The following is a 19,502-nucleotide window of genomic DNA, read 5'->3' as shown; positions in this document are numbered from 1 at the left end:
GATGTGGCACAAGCTCGGCCGGCGAGGTCATCTTGACACGGTGACTTTAAAGACGGTGGATCTCGTAGCATCTTGCCCAAGAAATCCCGCCGTCCCTGGTACCCTTGCCTGGGGTTGATGGGTTCCCTGCCACATGGTGATAGACAGCAGCGCAGCATGGGCTGACGGTGCGAGTGCAGCGACACGGCATACTGCCGCAGATTTGCAATTCCCTACGGGTCGGCTGACGCGTGCAATCAGCACAGGCGGCCTAGACCCATCAGCGGGTGTTTGTATGCTTATGAGTTCATCCACGAGCCGTCAGCGAACGTCAAGAACGCTAGAAGCTCGCGGTTCGCTCACGTAGCATTGGCACGTTCAGCTCGGACCGCACAAAACTTGAACTCCGGAATCTTGCCAATGGGGTCAAGTGCCGGATTCGTAAGCAGGTTTGCGGCCGCTTCCGCATAGCAGAATGGCATGAAGATCATGTTCTCCGGTACGTCCCTGTCGGCGCGAACCTTGACTTCGATGGTGCCCCGGCGCGTCCACAGGCGGGCGAACTCGCCAGGCTGCAGTCTCAGGCGGCGCATATCATCTGGCGAGATCAGGGCGACGGCTTCAGGCTCGATGCCATCGAGCACGTTCGAACGGCGAGTCATCGAACCTGTATGCCAATGCTCAAGAATGCGACCTGTGGATAGCACCATGGGGTACTCGGCGTCCGGGATTTCATCTGGTGGCCGGATGTGGGCTGGGACGATTCTTGCCCGGCCGTTAGCTGTCGGGAAACCGCCAGTGAAAATGATGTCGTTTCCCGGCACTGCCAGTCCCTCTACCGGGTACGTCACTCCACCCTCGCGCTCAAGGCGTTCCCACGTGATGTTTTTCAACGAGGGCATTACCTGCGCCATTTCCGAGAATACGTCGGCAGGTCCACGATATTTCCACTCGCACCCCATGCGCTTCGCAATCTCCTGAATGATCCAGAGATCCTGGCGCGCATCGCCCGGCGGCTCGAGGACCTGGCGCGCCAGTTGAACGCGGCGGTCCGTACTGGTAAAGCTGCCAACCTTTTCGGCAAACGCGGAGGCCGGCAGGATCACGTCTGCATGAAACGCAGTCTCGGTCACAAACAGGTCCTGCACCACAAGGAACTGGAGCATTGCGAGGGCCTGCCGTGCGTGCTGCAGATCCGGATCTGACATCGCCGGATTTTCTCCCTCGATGTACATTCCGGTGATCGTGCCCGCATGAATCGCGCCCATGATTTCCACCACGGTCAACCCTGGCTTGGGATCGATCTCCTGGTGCCAGACATGCTCGAACGGTGCTCGCAGATCCGCCCGTCCAACGGACTGGTAGTCTGGCAGGAACATCGGGATCAGCCCCGCATCGGATGCGCCCTGAACATTGTTCTGTCCCCGCAGCGGATGCAGCCCTGTTCCCGGTCGCCCAATCTGACCAGTGACCAGCGCCAGTGCGATCAGACATCGTGCATTGTCCGTGCCGTGCACGTGTTGGCTGATGCCCATTCCCCAGAAGATGATGGAAGCCTTCGCCCTGGCGTAGAGCCGCGCCACTTCTCGCAGTGACTCGGCCGGAACGCCGCAAATCGGTTCCATTTTCTCCGGCGAGAACGCAAGCATCCGTTCTTTCAGCTCTTCATAGCCTTCAGTGTGGTCGGCAATGTACCGGTCATCGGTCAGGCCCTCCGTGATGATCGTGTAAAGCATTGCATTAAGCAGCGCCACATCGCTCCCCGGCTTGAACGCCAGGTGCATATGTGCATGCCGCGACAGGCTTTGCCGTCTCGGGTCAATGACGATCAGTTTGGCGCCCCGTCGTACGGCGTTGATGATGAACGTCGCCGCAACCGGGTGGTTCACCGTTGGGTTGGCGCCGATAACGATAATGACTTCCGCGTCGAGCGCCGCTTCGAACGGCGCAGACACTGCGCCGGAGTTCAATCCTTCCATCAACGCTGCGACCGACGACGCATGACACAGTCGCGTGCAGTGATCGACGTTGTTTGATCCGAAGCCGGTGCGTACCAGCTTCTGGAACAGGTAGGCCTCTTCGTTGGAACCTTTCGCCGATCCGAAACCGGCCAGTGCCTTGGCGCCTTGCGTATCGCGAATATTGGCGAGGCCACGCGCGGCAACGTCGAGCGCTTCGTCCCACGTCGCTTCGCGGAAGTGGGTATGCGGGTTGGCGGGGTCGACCTGATCGGTCCAGTCTTTTCTCGCGTTCGGCAAGCGGATCAGCGGCGTCGTCAGCCGATGTGGATGATGGATATAGTCGAATCCGAAGCGGCCTTTCACGCATAGCCGATTGTGGTTGGCCGGGCCGTCCTTGCCTTCGGCATATAGGATCCTGTTGCCCTTCACCTGGTACGTCACCTGACAGCCAACGCCGCAGAAAGGGCACAAGGAATCGACGTGCCTGTCCGGGTAATTGACGCGCGTCTGATGCTCGTCCAGCAGGGCGGAGGGCATCAATGCACCGGTAGGGCAGGCCTGGACGCATTCGCCACAGGCGACACAGGTGGACTCGCCCATGGGGTCGTCGAAGTCGAAAGCGACCTTTGCTCCACTACTTCTGTAAGCCATGCCGATGACATCGTTTGCCTGAACTTCGCGGCAGCCGCGTACGCACAAGCCGCATTGGATGCAAGCATCAAGATTGACGCGCATGGCGGGGTGACTGGCATCGCCTTCCCAGCGTTTCGATCCCGGAAACCGGCTCGTGCCAACGCCCATCTTGTCCGCCCATTGCCACAACTTCGAGTCCGGATCGTGCGACGTGACGCGCGCAGGCTGATCGGCGAGCAGCAGTTCCATCACCATATTCCGGGCAGACACCGCACGCGTGCTTGCGGACTTCACTTTCATGCCAACCGCGGGGGCACGCATGCAGGAAGCAGCCAGAACGCGCTCGCCCTCAATCTCGACCATACAGACGCGACAGTTGCCGTCCGCACGATAATTAGGCTCCTGCGAGTAACACAAATGCGGGATTTCAGTGCCAAGTCGATTGGCGACCTGCCAGATCGTTTCACCGGGCGCCGCTTCAACCATCTTCCCGTCGAGCTCAAACTGGATGGCCTTCATGGCGCACGCTCCCGGGCCGGAAACAACTCAGGGAAATAATTGATGATGCTCGTTAGTGGATTCGAGGCCGCTTGCCCCAATCCACAAATGGATGCGTCCCGCATCGCCTGGCTCAGTTCGCCCAGTAACTCCTGATTCCAGACGTCTTCGGACATGAGTAGTGCCGCTTTCTGCGTACCTGCCCGGCAAGGGGTGCACTGGCCACAGCTCTCGTCTTTGAAGAACCGCATGAGATTGAGCGCGGCTTGCTTGATGTCGTCGTGCTCGGAGAGAACGATTACCGCCGCAGAGCCGATGAAGCATCCGTACTTCTCCAGCGTGCCGAAATCGAGCGGAATATCGTCCATGGATGAGGGCAGGATGCCGCCGGAGGCTCCGCCGGGAAGATAGGCCCGCAAGGTGTGCCCGTCCGCCATGCCGCCGCAACATTCATCGATCAGTTCGCGAATGGTGAGGCCGGCGGGGGCCAGTTTGACCCCGGGATTCTTCACGCGTCCGGATACTGAATAGCTGCGCAGCCCATGGCGCTCATTGCGACCGTGGGCTTTCCACCAGTCGGCACCTTTTTCAACAATGTCGCGTATCCAGAACAGGGTCTCGACGTTGTTGATAAGCGTGGGGTGGCCAAAGAGGCCAACCTGGTAGGGGTATGGGGGCTTGTGGCGCGGATATCCCCGCCTGCCTTCAATGCTTTCCAGAAGCGATGATTCTTCACCGCAGATGTAGGCGCCCGCACCGCGTCGAAGATGCAGCACTGGACCACCGGGTGGGAGTTTGTCGATTTCACACGCGAGGATTTCACGCACCGCCGGATACTCGTCCCGGATGTAGATGTACACCTCGGTTGCCTCGACAGCATGGGCACCGATTAGTGTGCCCTCAATGAAACGGTGAGGATCACGTTCCAGGTAGTAGCGATCCTTGAAGGTACCGGGTTCGCTCTCGTCGCCGTTGATCACCATGTGGCGCGGGCCCTGGACGCTCAGAACCGAACGCCATTTCCGGCCGGCAGGAAAGCCCGCGCCGCCCAGGCCGCGCAAACTCGAATCGTCGAGCACTTTCAACAGGTCTTCCGTCGCAAGCGCACCCGAACGCAGCCGGCTCAGCAGTTGGTATCCGCCTGCTGATACATACTCCTTGTACTCAACATACGTTGGCAAGCGGACGTGCGCGTCATTGCGTCTGGCGGTTTCCATCACGTCATGAACGTTCGCGTGATCGACGAAATTGTGGCCGACTTCTGCCATGGGAGCCGTGTCGCATCGACCGACACATGGTGCGCGAACGATGCGAATGCCGGGTCCAGATGCGACGAGCAGTTCCGCCAGCAACTTCTCCGCTCCAAACATTGCGCAGGTAAGCGAGTCGCAAACGCGAATAGTCAGTGGGGGAATCGCCGGGTCACCTTCCTTGACGACGTCGAAGTGCGCGTAGAAGGTGGCTGTTTCGAACACCTCGGAGAACGCCAGCTTCATCTCGTCTGCCAACGCCGCCAGGTGAGCGGCCGAGATCTGCTTGTACGTGTCCTGAATCAGATGCAGATGCTCGATAAGCAGATCCCGTCGCCGCGACTTTTCGCCAAGCAATAGCGCAATGTCGAGGGCCGCCTTTGGATCGATCGCTCGACCTTTCGGCGTTGCCCTGGCTTTGCGTCCTCCGGCGCCGGGATGGTCAAAGATCCTGATCGTTTGCTCGTGCTGACTCATGTTTCATGTCCCCGAACGTGTACATGCACTGCAAGGCACCTCAGCAAGGTGGCCGCGGGGGTTCGGCGTCGTCGACGAGCATTCATGCGCGCTACTCGCAGGGTGACAACCCTTGGTATTCAGTGACCGCCAGGATACAAATGCGCTGCAATCAGGCGCACCTACATTTCATTCCGGCGATAAGCAGCCACGGAGAGACATCGTGAATGTGTACTCTTGCACCGAAGTGGAGAGATAACAAGTGGCCGCCACGAATGATGATGCAGAAGTACCGCCATACACCCATGGCGAGACACCAGACCTCTAGCCTGCGGCACGCGGCCGGATTGCGTTCATTCCAACATATCGCGGCTCTCCCTATTGGCCTCCATTGCTCGAACTTCTGAAGTTGGCGGACAAGAGAGGTAGCGAAAGACCGCATTACGTACCTCCCGCGTGCTTCGCGGATCACTGGTTTCCTTTCTTGCTCTGGTGCATCTCCGGGTCGCGTTCGCCCGAGGCATTCTTGGTCGAACTCGGTGCGCTGATCAGCGTCGCGTCCACCACCGTACCCGCGCGCAGCATCAATCCCTTGTCGCGAAGGTGGTCGTTGACCAGCGCGAGGATCTGAGCCGCCAGCTTGTGCTTCTCCAGCAGATGACGGAACCGCAAGATGGTGCTCTCGTCGGGAAGTCGCACCGTCCAGTTGTCCAACCCGGCGAACTCCCGATACAGCGGCACGTCATGCAGCGCCTCTTCCATCGCCGGGTCCGACAGGCCAAACCATTGCTGAAGGAAGTGGATACGCAGCATTGCCTCGACCGCGAACGGGGGACGGCCGCGCTTGCCTTCCGGGGCGTAGGGAGCGATCAGCATCACCAGATCAGCCCACGACACAACACGGTTCATCTCGTCCAGGAATTCGCGCTTGCGGGTGCGCTTGGTCGACAAGTTCAGTCCAAGGTCAGTTTGTTTCATGCACGACATGCTCGCTGGCTCGACGATTCATTGCAAGCACATCTGACGGCCTTTTGTGCAGACTATCCCTAGGTACAGCCAACGTTCACCACGTGCGCCAATCTCGATGCCACCGAGCGTCACGCCCACCAGCTCGCCGGCTCGCAAGCCCGTCGCGTAGCCGAAATCGAGCAGGAAACGCAGCCGCTGCGCCGCCGGCACGGACCAGCCGTACGACCACTCGAGTCCGTCAGCAATCGCACGGATCAGCTCCCACTCGCCCGCGGTGATTGCCCGGGAGGCATCCACCCAAGCCGCCCGCGGCGCGCCACGCACCTTCCCCCCGGCGAACGGGTTCGCCAGCACGTAGCGCTGCGCGATCAGCCAGCGGAACATCGCGCCCAGCACCGCCAGCGCATAGGCGATCGAGCGCGGGGACAAGCCGCCGGTGAAAGGGCGGCATTCCGACGATGCGCGCGGCCGTGCCCGCGCGACCCAGTGCTGGTGCGGCGTGGGCCGGCGCAGGAACGCGCGGTAGGCAATGGCGTCCTCAGTCGCTAGCGACGACAGCGCCTTGCCGCGCTCGACGAGCGCCCACAAGAGGAGGCGCTCGGCTTCCCGGCGGTATGCGCGCGTGGTTTCGGCCGACTCGTGCAAGGTCAGCCAGGCGCTGATGGCCTCGTAGTCGTTGCCGGCATCGAGCGTGCACATCTGGCGCGGTGCTCGGAAGTTTCCGTGTGATCCGTCGAGTTCATGTGGCAAGCGGATCTGCTCCTGCGGCACGATTCGGACTGGTGGCGCCGCCGCGATCAGGGCGCGCGCCCGTTCGGTGAGCCCAGGGTGCGCCGCAAAAAAGGCTTCGACCCGGCGCGCGCTGCCAGCGCCCAGTCCGGCAATGGTGGCCCACCAGCGCGGCCGGCGCGGCACGCGCACGGTCAGGTCGGCCAGCGTGCCGATCCCATGGGCGTGCAGTGCGACGGCCACGCGAGTGGGCAGCCACCAGGTGATCGGATCGCTGATCTGGGGCTCGGGGATGGGCAGCGACCGCAACGACTCCAGCGCACGTGTCACCGCCTTGCTGTGCTTCTCTCGCTCCGTTTCGCCGCAACGGAACAGCGTGGCCAAATCCTCGCGCCGGCGCTGCCGAGCGAACTCGGCAAGCTGACGGCGAATCGCTCCCAACACGCCACGCGCTGACCTACCCGCCCCCAGCGCGTCGGGGCAATAGCGCTCGACCGCCTGCCGCGACGACGCTCCGGCGTACCAGGCGCGCAGGGCGGCCAGCGGGGCGGCGTCGGGAAAGTCGACCGTGATCAAGAAGTTCCGCATGGGACGCACCGCAAGTGATGAGACGTTGGCTCGCCGACCGGACCCGGCTCAATCTCACAGACAGCAGTTTGGCCAAGAAACGGCGCCATATCGCTAACATCGGTTATCGATATGGCTCGCCTTTGCGGCCGCACCGTAGCCCCCTTGAAATCATTCTGCCCAATTGCTATTTTAGTTTCGCTCAGGCAGTCGCGTCGTTGCGCGCGCTGCGTGTTTCTGTTTGTTTGCCAGCAGCTTGGCGGGTGGATGGGAGCGCGTAGGCCCCTTCGCCTCCTTGCTGCGTCCAAGGAGGATATGACCATGAGTGACCTTTTCTTGGGAACCGACCTCTTCAGCGAACTCGACCGCATGCAAAGGCAGATGGCGAGTTTGTTCGGCGGCTTCCCGTCCAGTCTTCGTACCGGACGCTTCGGGGCCTTTCCACCCGTCAATATCGGCTCCACGGACGACTCCATCGAAATCGTCGCATTCGCACCGGGCATCAAGCAAGACAAGCTCGAGGTGTCGATCGACAAAGGCTTGCTGACCATCAGCGGCGAGCGCGAGGCGGCGTATCCCGAGGACGATTCGGAGGCACGGCTATACGCCCAAGAGCGGTTTACCGGCACGTTCCGGCGCGTGGTCGAGTTGCCACAGGGCGCCGATCCCGACAAGGTGCAGGCGCGCTACGCCAACGGCTGCTTGTCCATCAGTGTGGGCAAGCGCGAGTCGTCAAAGCCGCGGGCAATCGCGATCCAGTAATGCCAGGAGACTGCCATGAACGATAGTACCGAAGTCGCCAAGCGCGACCCGAACGCGCTGGCAGAACGTGAGGAAGACCGGTCGACGCCGACCATGACACTGCACCCCGCGGTCGACATCATCGAGGACCGCAGCGGCGTCACCCTCTGGGCCGATTTGCCAGGCGTGCCCAAGGACAAGCTCGAGGTGAATGTCCACGACGGCAACCTCAAGATTGAGGCAGAGGCGGTCGTGCCGATGCCGCCTGGGCTGCGTGTACAACACGCGGAGATTCGCCAGCCGCACTTCGCGCGGGCGTTCTCGCTGAGTCCGGACCTCGATGCGGCGAAGATCGAGGCGAACCTGCAGGACGGGGTATTGAAGCTGACGATTCCACGTCGCGACGAGGCCCGTCCGCGCCGCATTGAAGTCACCGTGGCGTGATGTCCCTCAGCGGGGGGCTACGGTGCGGAGCTGGCGACGGTGGCATCCGCTCGGATGCCACCGTCGAGCGGCGTGGAGCCGGCGGACAGCATTGGCAGGTCCGGTGCCACAACCCTCCGCGCCGGATCCGAGAAGGCGTCCGCCCCGGCTTCTCTTGGCGGCACCGAAACGCAGAGGCGTCGATAGGAGGACAACATGAAAACGGAACTGGGGAAATGGAACCCCTTCAAATTCTTGCGCAGGACGTCCACCGACAAGCCACAGGGGGCAGAACCCTCCAACGTTCCGGCCCCCCGGCACTGGCAGCCAGACTGGCCGGATGTGTCGCGGTTCCTTTCCGGCGATTCCTGGCGAGCGATGGGTGAATTCCTGCACGAGCCGCTCGCGAGCTTCGGCGGTTTGGATCGTTGGTTCGGCGACTTCAGCTCCGCTCGCTTCCAGCCGCGGATCGACGTGGTCGACGATGGTACGGCGCTGAGGATCACGGCCGAGCTGCCGGGCATGGAGCGCGAGGAGGTGCAGACGAGCATCGAAGATGGCGCGCTGGTGTTGCGCGGCGAGAAAAAGCAGGACATTCGGAGCGAGGAAAATGGCTGCTACCGCTTGGAGCGGGCGTATGGCGCGTTCATGCGCAGTATTCCGCTGCCGGATGGCCTCGATCTGGACCACGTCGATGCCCGATTCGAACGAGGCCTACTGACCCTGCGCCTATCCAAGTCAGGCGCGCAGCCACCTTCCGTCAGGAAAATTGAGGTCAAGTAAGCGACTCGAAAAGTATAGGAACCTGAAGGGAATGTCTTGCGTAATAGACTGCGACGTACGGTCGGTTTGTCAACGGCAAGGCGTCCCAGTAGATCGGTGAATGAAGCTAAAGAGGTAACGATGGAATTTGATTCTGATTGGCTTACGCTGGGTCGACATCGGGTGAGGCTCAGGTGTGCCCGCGGATTTCCTACCGAGAAAACACGGACAGTGGCAGAACTGGCGAGGATCGCCATCGAAAACAACTTGAGTGCAGCCGCTCGCCTAGTTGAAGTGTCCGCTACTGGACCAGGGGAAAACGCATACACCATCACCGTTGGCACGACCTTCGCGAAAGACAGGGAAGCGGCCCCCCATCTTGAGTTGGCGCTGGCCACGATGCTAGGCATTCCGGCCGACCACCTCAATATGGAGGTGGAAATCGTTAGCCAGGCTGAAGTGGATACACATTTTGGTGTGTATGAACGATGTTTGGCAGAAAAGCTTGGCATCGTGCTGCCCATTCAGTGAGAAGCCAATGGATACGGCCAAATCCGCTCTGGCGTCACTGGGGGTGGAGTACTGACAGGGTGTGCGAGGCGTGCGGGCTGTGGTGAACGCAGTCAAACTCACAGGGAATTTCCGAGTTGGGAAGCGCTAGTCGCTTGAGCATCATGAGTAAGATCATCGGAATCGATCTCGGCACCACGAACTCGTGCGTGGCCTTGATGGAAGGCACCCAGGCCAAAGTCATCGAGAATTCCGAAGGCGCACGCACGACGCCGTCGATCGTCGCCTATATGAACGATGGTGAAATCCTCGTCGGCGCGCCCGCCAAGCGGCAGGCCGTGACGAATCCAAAGAACACGCTGTTTGCCGTCAAACGACTGATTGGCCGCCGCTACGAGGACAAGGAAGTACAGAAGGACATTGGCCTGGTTCCCTTCACGATCTTCAAGGCTGGCAATGGCGACGCGTGGGTCGAAGTGAAAGACAAGCAGCTCGCCCCGCCCCAAGTCTCAGCGGAAGTGCTGCGCAAGATGAAGAAGACCGCCGAAGACTATCTCGGCGAGCCCGTCACCGAGGCCGTCATCACGGTTCCCGCTTATTTCAACGATAGCCAGCGCCAAGCGACGAAGGACGCTGGCCGCATAGCCGGTCTCGAAGTCAAGCGCATCATCAATGAGCCGACCGCGGCCGCTCTCGCGTTCGGGCTCGACAAGAAGGACAGCACAGACCGCAAGATCGCCGTGTTCGACCTTGGCGGTGGCACCTTCGACATTTCCATCATCGAGATCGCCAATGTGCAAGGCGAGAAGCAGTTCGAAGTGCTCTCGACGAACGGCGACACGTTCCTCGGCGGCGAAGACTTCGACCAGCGCATCATCGACTACATCATCCGCGAATTCAAGAAGGATCAGGCTGTTGACTTGTCGAAGGACGTCCTGGCGCTGCAACGCCTGAAGGAGGCGGCGGAGAAGGCCAAGATCGAGCTCTCATCGAGCCAGCAGACAGAGATCAGCCTGCCGTACCTCACGGCCGACGCCAGCGGGCCGAAGCATCTCAGCATGAAGCTCACGCGTGCCAAACTCGAAGCTCTCGTTGAAGACCTGATCGAGCGCACGATGGAGCCGTGTCACATCGCCATCAAGGACTCCGGGGTGCCGCTGGACAAGATCGACGACGTGATCCTGGTGGGCGGGATGACACGCATGCCGAAGGTGCAAGACAAGGTCAAAGCGCTCTTTGGGTGCGAGCCGCGCAAGGACGTCAATCCCGATGAGGCGGTGGCAGTGGGCGCAGCGATCCAGGGTGCGGTGCTCACCGGTGACCGCAGGGACGTGCTGCTGCTCGATGTCACTCCGCTGTCACTCGGCATCGAGACGCTGGGCGGTGTGATGACCAAGATGATCAACAAGAATACAACTATCCCGACCAAGTTCTCCCAGGTCTTCTCCACGGCCGAAGACAACCAAGCAGCGGTGACCATCAAGGTCTTCCAAGGCGAGCGCGAGTTGGCCTCCGGCAATAAGCTGCTGGGCGAATTCAACCTCGAAGGCATTGCGCCGGCGCCGCGCGGCGCGCCGCAGATCGAGGTGACGTTTGACATCGACGCCAATGGCATCCTGCACGTGTCGGCCAAGGACAAGGCTACGGGCAAGGAGAACAGGATCACCATCAAAGCGAATTCCGGCCTTTCCGAAGGGGAAATCGAGAAGATGGTGCGGGATGCAGAGGCACAAGCCGCCGAGGACCGGCGGCTGCGGGAGTTGATCGATGCGCGCAACCATGGTGATGCTTTGGTGCATAGCACGCGTAAGGCGCTGGCCGAGTATGGTGAGAAGCTGGAAGCGGGTGAGGGGGTGAAGATTGAATCTGCGATTAGTGAACTAGAGACGGCGCTAAAGACCTCCGACAAGGCCGTGATCGAGGACAAGAGGCAAGCGCTCGCTGCGGCATCGCAAAAACTCGGGGAAAAGATCTACGCGGACGTGCAGACGCAGGCAGGCTCCGACCCGGGGCGCTCAGCGGAAGCCCAGGCGGCAGGCAGCGAGAAGAGTGACGAAGACGTGACGGATGTTGAGTTCAAGGAAGGAAACCCAAAGAGGTAATCGTGTCATGCGGTGACGCAGTGCAATTTCAAACTTGGCTAATCAGCTTTGCCGAGACCAGCAGGGTCAAGGCAGGCGTCGCAATCCACGCGATGCCTCTGGCAGCATGAGGGTGGATTCGGCAAGGCACGGGGACAAAGAGGATTGGAGATATGGCCATGCCCACTCACAAGGTCGATTTGAGAAATGCGAGTGCCAGTGAGATCCGGGAAATCGTTGGTCCAATTGACGAGGAAGCGATCGTTCGGATTCTGGAAATCGAGCCGACCATTGAGGACGTGCAGCGAGCGTACCAGTGGCTGCGCGCCGACGAATACCATTTTCGTACCAAGGAGTCAAACCTGGGAGGAAAGGCGGCAGAAGTATTCGAAATACTTGACGACGAGTTCCCCGATTTCGATTCATCTGGCCATCCCCAGAATCCAAGGTAGATTCCAGGATGCTCGTGTGATTATCTGTATCAATGATACTGACTGTCCAATGCAGGCGACGAGATCTTTTTTGCCAGTCTGAGTTGATGACACAGCCAATAGACGAACTGGCGCGGCTAGCCTCGGCGCCAATATTGGCGTGCCGTTTGCTGTGCGATCTCGATTCAGATTGACCGGAGTTGTTCCGAACGACGGTGCATACCGTACCGCTTCGGAATAGCTCCGCAAGCCACGGACTACTCAATGGTCAGCCAACGCTCGATATCGGAAATAATAGCGGTCGCACCGGCACGACGGCCTATCGAGCGGTCGTGCCAACATCTGGGATTCGAAAATGGAGGACGCCATGCGTGACATCATCGACGGCTTCCTGCGCTTTCAGCGCGAGGTGGTTCCCCAACGCGTCGAGTTGTTCAAGCAGTTAGCGACGACGCAAAACCCGAAAGGCGCTGTTCGTCACCTGCTCGGATGGCCGCGTCGTGCCAGAACTCCTCACACAGCGTGAGCCGGGCGAACTGTTCGTGATCCGCAACGCGGGCAACATCGTGCCATCGTACGGTCCAGAACCTGGCGGCGTGTCGGCCACCGTCGAATATGCAGTCGCGGTGTTGGGCGCGCAGGACATTGTAATCTGCGGCCATTCAGACTACGGCGCGATGGGGGCGATTTCGCGATGCACGTGTCTCGATCGTCTGCTGGCGGTTGCGAACTGGCTGCGCCATTCGGACGCGGCTAATGTGCTCAACGCGGATCATCAGTTCGATACGCCTCGCGCCAAGCTCGACGGCCTTGTGCGTGAAAACGTGATCGCTCAATTGGCGAACCTCCGCACACATCCGTCGGTGGCACTAGCGCTCGAACAGAGTCGCATGAATCTGCATGGCTGGGTCTACGACATCGAGACGGGCAGCATCGATGCGCTCGACGGTGCGACACGATGCTTCGTGCCGCTCGCCGAATCACCAACCACAGTCGCGGTGGCTTCGCGCAACCGAGGACAGTTGTGAGGCTGACGTGCGTGTCGGCGCCCGAACTTGCGAGGGACAAAGCCAGGGGCCACCACCCGACTGAGGTGCCCCGGATGTAGCACGTTGATTGTAAGTAGGCGGGGAGTCGCGACTTCAGTGAAATGGCCCCTATCCGACTCTCCTGCCAGACCGTAGAGGAGGATACGATGAACACTGACCCGAAGAAGTGGAGTCCTTTCAGATTCCTTCGTGGCGCGGGGCGTGAGTCCGATGCGGACAGCCAGGAAGGCCCACCGACAAGCGAGCAGTGGCACGCCATGTGGCCTGATATTCCCAGGTTCTTCTCGCGCGAACCGTGGCGTGCAGTTGAAGAGTTCTTTCACGATCCGTTCGCCGGGCGCGGGGTCCTGGAGCGATGGTTTGGTGACTTCAGTTCATCGCACTTCCAGCCGCGCATCGACGTGGTCGATGAAGGGCGGGTGCTGCGAGTAACGGCCGAACTGCCCGGAATGGATCGGGAAGATCTGAACGTTACTGTGGAGGATGGGGCGCTCGTGTTGCGTGGCGAGAAAAAACAGGACGTGCGCAGCGAGGAGGACGGCTGCTATCGGCTTGAGCGCGCCTATGGAAGCTTCGTGCGCACGATTCCGATGCCGGAAAGCGCCGACCCTGATCACACCCTAGCGAAGCTCGATAACGGTTTGCTCACATTGACCGTACCGAAAGGGGAATCGTCACGATCTGCAGGCCAAACGATCGATATTATCGGTTAGTGGCAAGTGTCGATGGCATCGAGATGTCGCAGACTCAACAGATAGGCGACGTACCAGCGTACGCACGCAGCATCACGTCCAGCGGGTAGCGCAAGCGCGTCAATACCTTCGCCACTTCCGGATTCATGACCGTTACCCGCAGTGCTGAGTCCCATGCCGGCCCATTTTACCGGAGGCTTACTATGACAAAGCCAATGACCGTCCTAATTCCTCGTTGGCAGTTGGGGATGACCACTCCAAGCACATAGACGGGGCGCTTCAGAAAATATGACGGATCCCTGCTGCAACGCCGAACATCGACATCTGCCCGGCCGCTGGCGCATAACTGTTATTCAGAAAAAGGCTTGCGGCAAAGCCTGACGCTGCTGATTCAAGCATCAATCCGGCGTTCCGCGCATACGCCGTGGACAAGTACAGATCTGTCCTCTTGCTCAGGCTATATCTCGTCATGAAGATCAGCTGCCATGCATTCGCGACCGCAGCGTTGCCGTTCAGGCTGTGGATCTTTTCATAGTCATACTCAAGCGTCAGCTCGACCACTGGAGTCAATTGGTAATTCGCGCCCAACCAGTAATAATCATCGCGCAGGGCTGTAGAGCCATTCTGATCCTTGTTTTGCCCCCAACGATACCCGCCCATTACCTTGGCTATGTCATCGAACGTATAGCTCGCAGCGACCGCTGCGCGCTTGTTGGTACCACTGCCCTGAGCGATCGATGGGTTGTACTGATCGTAGGCCATCGCGAAGCCGAACGCTCCGGGCATATAGATCAGTGCTGCACCATACCCAGTGTCATCGCGGAACCGCCCCGGCGTCTCGCCATTGCCGCCGACCATGACTTGCTGCGCAAACGGACTGGTAGGAGGCAAAGTTATGCCGACACCAAAGGACCAATGAGCAATCGCTGTCACTGGCCCAGTTGCGGCCGCGTACTGAACTGTATTGTTCTCCCGGAAGTTCGGACCGGCTATGACTGCGATCGGTTCATACTGAACAGCGTAGCTCGCAGGCATGAAGTTGGCCAATCCCAAGAAAAGGGACGTGTACTGTCGCCCAAAGGTCAGTTGGCCGAAACTATTACTGCGCAGCCCGACGTAGGCCTGCCACTGAATCCATGTTCGAGCCGACCAAGTCAGAAATCAACGCCGACATCATTGACCGCGCTGCAACCCTGTTTGCCCGCCATGGGTTCGATCACGCGTCGCTCCAGCAAATTGCCAATGCTGTCAACTATTCGAAAGCCGGGTTGCTTCATCATTTTTCAAGCAAAATGGCGATCTACTCGGCCGCGGTCGACACAGCGCGCGCACATGTTGGCGCTACTGACGTGTGAGGAGGACATGCCGGTCGGCATCGAGCGCGACAGGGTGATCGTCGAGGACTGCCGTGCAGTTCACTTACGAATGGCCCGGCGTGTCCGCGCTGGCCAACCGCATTGCCGAGAACGAACCCGACGGCGATCCACAACTTGTGGAGATCGGACTGATTCTTTACCGAGCCCTGGGCATCGACCTCAAACGCATCGATATCGAGCGGATCGTGCGCGTCACTACTGCGTTTTGTGGGCTCGGCATCGCGGCCATGCAAGCCGTGCGGGCCGACATGAAGCGCAAATGGCAGCACCATATCGTGCGGTCTGCCATGGATGCGCTCGGGCACGCATCGCACTGAGCCGCCGCGCAAATAGGCGCACGAACATCAAGCTTTCTAACATGAACAATGCATCCAACACAGTCGCCACGTGGGTAACCATCCCCATCACCGAGCAAATTCTGCGCGGCGCCATCGAGATCGAGCAAACCGGACGCGGCGTGATGCCGCATCGCCTGCCCGCCTGGGCGCGCGCGCAATGCAACGATCCCCAACTGGCGATGGCCGAATCCCAACCTTCCGGCGTCAGGCTAGTGTTCAGGTCTCGGGCCACGGAAATCGAACTGGATGTCATGCCCACGCGGCGCGTTTACCTAGGTGCACCGCCCCGACCGGCAGGCGTGTACGACTTGCTTGTCAACGGCCGCCTGGCCTGGCAGTGCAGTACGACCGGCGGCGACACCGTGACGATTGACATGTCCACTGGCACGGCGTCAAAGCAGACGGGGGCCGTCAGTACGATCAAGTTCGCGGGTCTGCCCGACTATGACAAGTCAATCGAAATTTGGCTGCCTCATAACGAAACCACCGAGCTCGTGGCACTGCGCGCCACGGCACCCATCGAACCGACAGCATCACCCATTGGCGACACCGGACGCAAGGTGTGGCTTCATCACGGAAGTTCCATCAGCCATGGCTCCAATGCGGAAAGCCCCACCGCGATCTGGCCCGCGCTTGCCGCGCTTCGCGGGGGGGTGGAATTAATCAATCTTGGGTTGGGCGGCAGCGCCTTGCTCGACCCCTTCATGGCACGCACGATGCGCGATACCCGCGCTGACCTCATCAGCGTGAAAATCGGCATCAATCTCGTCAATCTGGACCTGATGCGCGTTCGCGCGTTCGTACCCGCCGTGCACGGTTTTCTCGATACGATACGCGACGGCCACCCGCACACGCCATTGCTTGTCATCTCGCCGATTTACTGCCCGATTCACGAGGACACGCCCGGCCCGGGCGCATTCGATCCCAATGCATTGGCTGCGGGCAAGCTTTCGTTCGTCGCCACCGGCGATCCGTCCGCACGGAAAGAGGGAAAGCTAACGCTGTCCGTCATCCGTGACGAACTGCACCGCGTCGTGCAGCAGCGGTCCGCCAGTGACCCCAACCTTTACTACATCGACGGACGCGTTCTCTACGGCGCGGAGGATTTCGCCGATCTGCCTCTTCCTGACCAACTGCATCCGGACGGGCCGTCACATCGGCGCATCGGCGAGCGATTCGCACGGATCGTGTTTAACGATGCGGGGCTCGTCGCATCAGGCGCTGGAAGGTACTGAAACCAGCGTGTGCTCTGCATGACCAGCTAGATTCGCACGAAACTGGCGATGGAGGCGTGGCCAGCGACTTCGGCCACGTCTAGGCGGCGCTGCCGACCGCAGTCTTCCAATCCTTCCGGAGCCAGGCGATGGATGGCTGCTTACTGGTTCTGTCCAGTCACACTGCCTCAGGCTCCGAGTGCCCCAGAGGGGTCGGTCAGCGACCGTCGGCGGCACAGGGTTCGCGGCACGTGTGGCAGACCAAGCTGACAGTGTCATCAGCGAATATCTGCAGGGCGAGCAAACTGTTCCTTCCTTCGTTGGAAAGGAGATGATCATGGAGACGTCCAATTCACCCGCCGCCCCGCGGGCACCGTGGAATAAGGGTAAGCTCACCGGACAAAAGCCGCCGCTGAAGCTCTGCGAGATCTGGGCAGTCCGGACAAGGCTGCAGATGTCGTCAAATTTTCGTGAGCTCGCGCTTTTCAATCTTGCGATCGATAGCAAGCTTCGAGCATGTGATCTCACAAAGCTATACGTACGCGACGTTTGTCAGGGTAGCCGCGTTAGTGCCCGAGCGACGGTGATTCAACAGAAGACGCATAGACCAGTCCATTTCGAGATTACGGAGCAGACGCACTCCAGTCTTGAGGCATGGATCGCCCATCGCGGATTGCGCTCGTCGGATGCACTGTTTCCAAGTCGGATTCACGCCTCGGCCCACCTGTCCACCCGTCAGTACGCACGGCTTGTACATCGTTGGATCGCCTCCATTGGCCTAGACGACACAGCGTACGGCACGCACACTATGCGGCGGACCAAGGCATCGCTCATTTATCGCAGAACAAAGAACCTCCGCGCCGTGCAATTGCTGCTGGGCCATACGAAGCTGGAGAGCACGGTTCGCTACCTCGGCATCGAAGTTGACGACGCGCTTGAGATGGCGGAGCAGACTGAAGTGTAAAAGCCTCGGGCCGGCGAGCGGGCGCTTGCCGGCCATGAGCCGTCAGTCGGTGCATTATCTCGGCTGACCGCTTCACGCTGAGCCCGGTCATTAGTGGTCGGTGGGCCTGTACGACCGCTGTCGCGCCCGCTCCGCATTGATAGCCCAAGCCCTGGCCTGCCAGAGCTTGGGATTTGACGACTCCGCTGCGTCAGAGTTAGTTCTGTACAGCCAGTCTCCTCTAGAAAGAAAATCCAAGGCTGCCCGGTGCCCTGAAGCTGTTCAAGAACTGAAACCTGGCGGTAGTCGATTCGGCCTTAGCCCCGACCGGTGTCGCAAGCCCCATGACCTGACCACCTGCCCCAGTATAGGCGGGCCAGGTCGGCAACCCGCTTCCGTTCGGATTCCCGGTTTTCGCGAAGTTCGTCCAGTATGAAGACATGGCATCCGCTACGGCAAGGTCGTCAGCATTCGGTGTCCCATGTCCGTTTGCCACGAGATTCTGAAAGACGTAGGGCACCTCGGAGACGTGAATTGGCAGCGGGTTATAGGGCGAAGTCTGGCTGAAGTAGTACGAATACACCGGAGAGCTGCCGGTCTTCTTTTGAAGATTGGCCATTTCCCAAGTTTGCGAGGCGATGATGAGATCGCCTGCGAGCAGGGTCTCGGATTGCTGTGCTTCAGCGTCCGTGCTGGCCGGATAGAACTGCAGGAACGTATTGATGTTGCTCGCCCCGAACGCTGCGGTTGCCGCCGCGATGAAGTGGGCTGCGGTATCGGATGGGATGCCGGCTGCCGCAGCGAAGATTGTGCCTTCATTGGCGTTCTGGCCCTCGAGCAGCGGCACGTCGTTCTGCAGCCCTGCGGCGAAGCGCGATGCTGGATCTGCAGGCAGCACATAGCCGTCGACGCTGGGGCTATAGGCGGGTTCGGTGGGATCGGCCATCAACTGCGATGCGGAAAGGCTGCGCAGTGCGGCAAGCGTCGTCGCGCCGAGCGCCGCGCCAAGATGCGTACCGGTCTGCGCCGCGACGACGTGGGGGATCATCACCCCCTTGGGCGTCTCCCAAAATGCGCCGCTCTCTGCGATCGCTTTGCTGAACAACCCTTTTGCCAATGGCGACGACAGCAACATGCCGATGGCGTGCGCGCCTGCCGACTCGCCGAATACCGTGACATTGTTCGGATCCCCTCCAAACGACGCGATATTGTTCCTGACCCATTGCAGCGCCGCTATCTGATCCAGGAGCCCGTACATGCCTGATGACTTTCCATCGGCTTCCGCATCGAGATCCGTGCGCGCGAGAAAGCCGAGCACGCCGAGACGGTAATTCAGCGAGACGACGACCACGCCCTTCTTCGCAAGATTTTCGCCTTCCCAGCGCGGATCGCCAGAGGTGCCGAACTGGAATCCGCCGCCGTGAATCCAGACCATCACGGGCCGCCGTTCGCTCGAAGTTTTTGCGCCGGTCCAGACGTTGAGAAACAGGCAGTCTTCGCTGGCATTACTGTTATCGACCGGCCCAAACGCCGTGCCTTGCCAGCACGTGTTGCCGTATTTTGTGGCGGCACGTGTACCGCTCCAATGCGCAGCGGACTGAGGCGCCTTCCAGCGCAGATCGCCGACAGGTGCCGCAGCGTAGGGAATCCCTTTGAAGCTGATGATGCCCGAACTGTCGGGTGCATTGCCCGCCAGCACGCCCGACTCGACCACCGCCTGACTTGTCGTCAGATCTGGCGCGGATGAAAGTTGGTCACTCCCTCCGCAGGCGCTCAACATCCCAATCGCTCCGGCTAAGATCGTCCACGTATTGCGCAAGCTGCTTTTTGCCACGTTATTCTCCTCAAGCGATGTTTCTTTTTTTGTCTAGATTTCACTCTGGCCGGGCAGTCTTATCGG

15 protein-coding genes and 4 pseudogenes are annotated in these 19,502 nt (G+C 60.2%); 12 read left to right on the top strand and 7 right to left on the bottom strand.

Translation table 11 applies throughout. The features are described 5' to 3' along the window. Positions 1-338: 338 nt before the first annotated feature. The 4 genes and pseudogenes from fdhF to K6G35_RS18400 all read right to left on the bottom strand — a co-directional run. Positions 339-3,092 carry a formate dehydrogenase subunit alpha gene (fdhF, locus tag K6G35_RS18415; RefSeq protein ID WP_495676837.1) on the bottom strand — a complete coding sequence of 918 codons (2,754 nt, stop codon included), beginning with the start codon at positions 3,090-3,092 and terminating at the stop codon, positions 339-341. Further along, entirely contained in the window at positions 3,089-4,798 is a 1,710-nt protein-coding gene (locus tag K6G35_RS18410; protein WP_215242961.1) for an NADH-ubiquinone oxidoreductase-F iron-sulfur binding region domain-containing protein, read from the bottom strand. Before K6G35_RS18410 ends, fdhF begins: the two co-directional genes overlap by 4 nt. Positions 4,799-5,248: 450 nt before the next feature. Beyond that, positions 5,249-5,755, bottom strand: a pseudogene (locus tag K6G35_RS18405) (IS5 family transposase); the annotation flags it as partial. A gap of 69 nt (positions 5,756-5,824) precedes the next feature. Further along, positions 5,825-7,063, bottom strand: a pseudogene (locus K6G35_RS18400) (site-specific integrase); the annotation flags it as partial. A gap of 300 nt (positions 7,064-7,363) precedes the next feature. Here K6G35_RS18400 and K6G35_RS18395 point away from each other — a divergent pair. From K6G35_RS18395 to K6G35_RS18360, 8 genes and pseudogenes are all read left to right on the top strand, one after another. Beyond that, the gene (locus tag K6G35_RS18395) at positions 7,364-7,804 is read left to right on the top strand and encodes an Hsp20/alpha crystallin family protein (protein WP_111733825.1); all 441 of its coding nucleotides are present in this window, start codon (positions 7,364-7,366) and stop codon (positions 7,802-7,804) included. Between the two features lie 15 nt (positions 7,805-7,819). After that, a complete protein-coding gene (locus K6G35_RS18390) occupies positions 7,820-8,227 on the top strand; it encodes an Hsp20/alpha crystallin family protein (protein WP_215242959.1) in 408 nt (135 codons plus the stop codon). A 195-nt stretch (positions 8,228-8,422) separates the two neighbouring features. Then, positions 8,423-8,989 carry an Hsp20/alpha crystallin family protein gene (locus K6G35_RS18385; protein ID WP_111733823.1) on the top strand — a complete coding sequence of 189 codons (567 nt, stop codon included), beginning with the start codon at positions 8,423-8,425 and terminating at the stop codon, positions 8,987-8,989. Positions 8,990-9,109: 120 nt separating this feature from the next. Further along, positions 9,110-9,499 (top strand): hypothetical protein, encoded by a 390-nt coding sequence (locus K6G35_RS18380; RefSeq protein ID WP_111733821.1) that lies wholly within the window; start codon positions 9,110-9,112, stop codon positions 9,497-9,499. Positions 9,500-9,642: 143 nt separating this feature from the next. Next, positions 9,643-11,580, top strand: coding sequence for a molecular chaperone DnaK (gene dnaK / locus K6G35_RS18375; protein ID WP_215242958.1), 1,938 nt, complete (start codon positions 9,643-9,645; stop codon positions 11,578-11,580). Positions 11,581-11,738: 158 nt separating this feature from the next. Continuing rightward, positions 11,739-12,011, top strand: coding sequence for a hypothetical protein (locus tag K6G35_RS18370; RefSeq protein ID WP_215242957.1), 273 nt, complete (start codon positions 11,739-11,741; stop codon positions 12,009-12,011). Positions 12,012-12,357: 346 nt separating this feature from the next. Beyond that, positions 12,358-13,018: pseudogene (locus K6G35_RS18365) on the top strand (carbonic anhydrase). 167 nt (positions 13,019-13,185) lie between these two features. Beyond that, positions 13,186-13,752, top strand: a complete 567-nt coding sequence (locus tag K6G35_RS18360; RefSeq protein WP_215242956.1) for an Hsp20/alpha crystallin family protein — start codon at positions 13,186-13,188, stop codon at positions 13,750-13,752. 17 nt (positions 13,753-13,769) lie between these two features. On the opposite strand, the pseudogene K6G35_RS18355 reads toward K6G35_RS18360, so the two are convergent. Then, positions 13,770-13,879, bottom strand: a pseudogene (locus K6G35_RS18355) (IS6 family transposase); the annotation flags it as partial. Between the two features lie 131 nt (positions 13,880-14,010). Continuing rightward, positions 14,011-14,865, bottom strand: a complete 855-nt coding sequence (locus K6G35_RS18350; protein ID WP_268911911.1) for a porin — start codon at positions 14,863-14,865, stop codon at positions 14,011-14,013. Between the two features lie 2 nt (positions 14,866-14,867). Between K6G35_RS18350 and K6G35_RS18345 the strand changes: the two genes are divergently transcribed. The 4 genes from K6G35_RS18345 (at position 14,868) to K6G35_RS18330 (ending at position 17,623) form a co-directional block, all read left to right on the top strand. Then, a complete protein-coding gene (locus K6G35_RS18345; protein ID WP_215242955.1) occupies positions 14,868-15,086 on the top strand; it encodes a TetR/AcrR family transcriptional regulator in 219 nt (72 codons plus the stop codon). A gap of 80 nt (positions 15,087-15,166) precedes the next feature. Beyond that, complete coding sequence (locus K6G35_RS18340) at positions 15,167-15,424, top strand: hypothetical protein (protein ID WP_215242954.1); 258 nt, start codon at positions 15,167-15,169, stop codon at positions 15,422-15,424. A gap of 41 nt (positions 15,425-15,465) precedes the next feature. Further along, entirely contained in the window at positions 15,466-16,680 is a 1,215-nt protein-coding gene (locus K6G35_RS18335; protein WP_215242953.1) for an SGNH/GDSL hydrolase family protein, read from the top strand. 316 nt (positions 16,681-16,996) lie between these two features. Next, a complete protein-coding gene (locus tag K6G35_RS18330) occupies positions 16,997-17,623 on the top strand; it encodes a tyrosine-type recombinase/integrase (RefSeq protein WP_215242952.1) in 627 nt (208 codons plus the stop codon). Positions 17,624-17,843: 220 nt separating this feature from the next. On the opposite strand, the gene K6G35_RS18325 is transcribed toward K6G35_RS18330, so the two are convergent. After that, positions 17,844-19,436 (bottom strand): carboxylesterase/lipase family protein, encoded by a 1,593-nt coding sequence (locus K6G35_RS18325; RefSeq protein ID WP_215242951.1) that lies wholly within the window; start codon positions 19,434-19,436, stop codon positions 17,844-17,846. Between the last annotated feature and the right edge of the window lie 66 nt (positions 19,437-19,502).

It is taken from the genome of Cupriavidus sp. HY129 (assembly GCF_059492215.1).
This window is presented reverse-complemented; position numbering and strand designations above follow the sequence as displayed.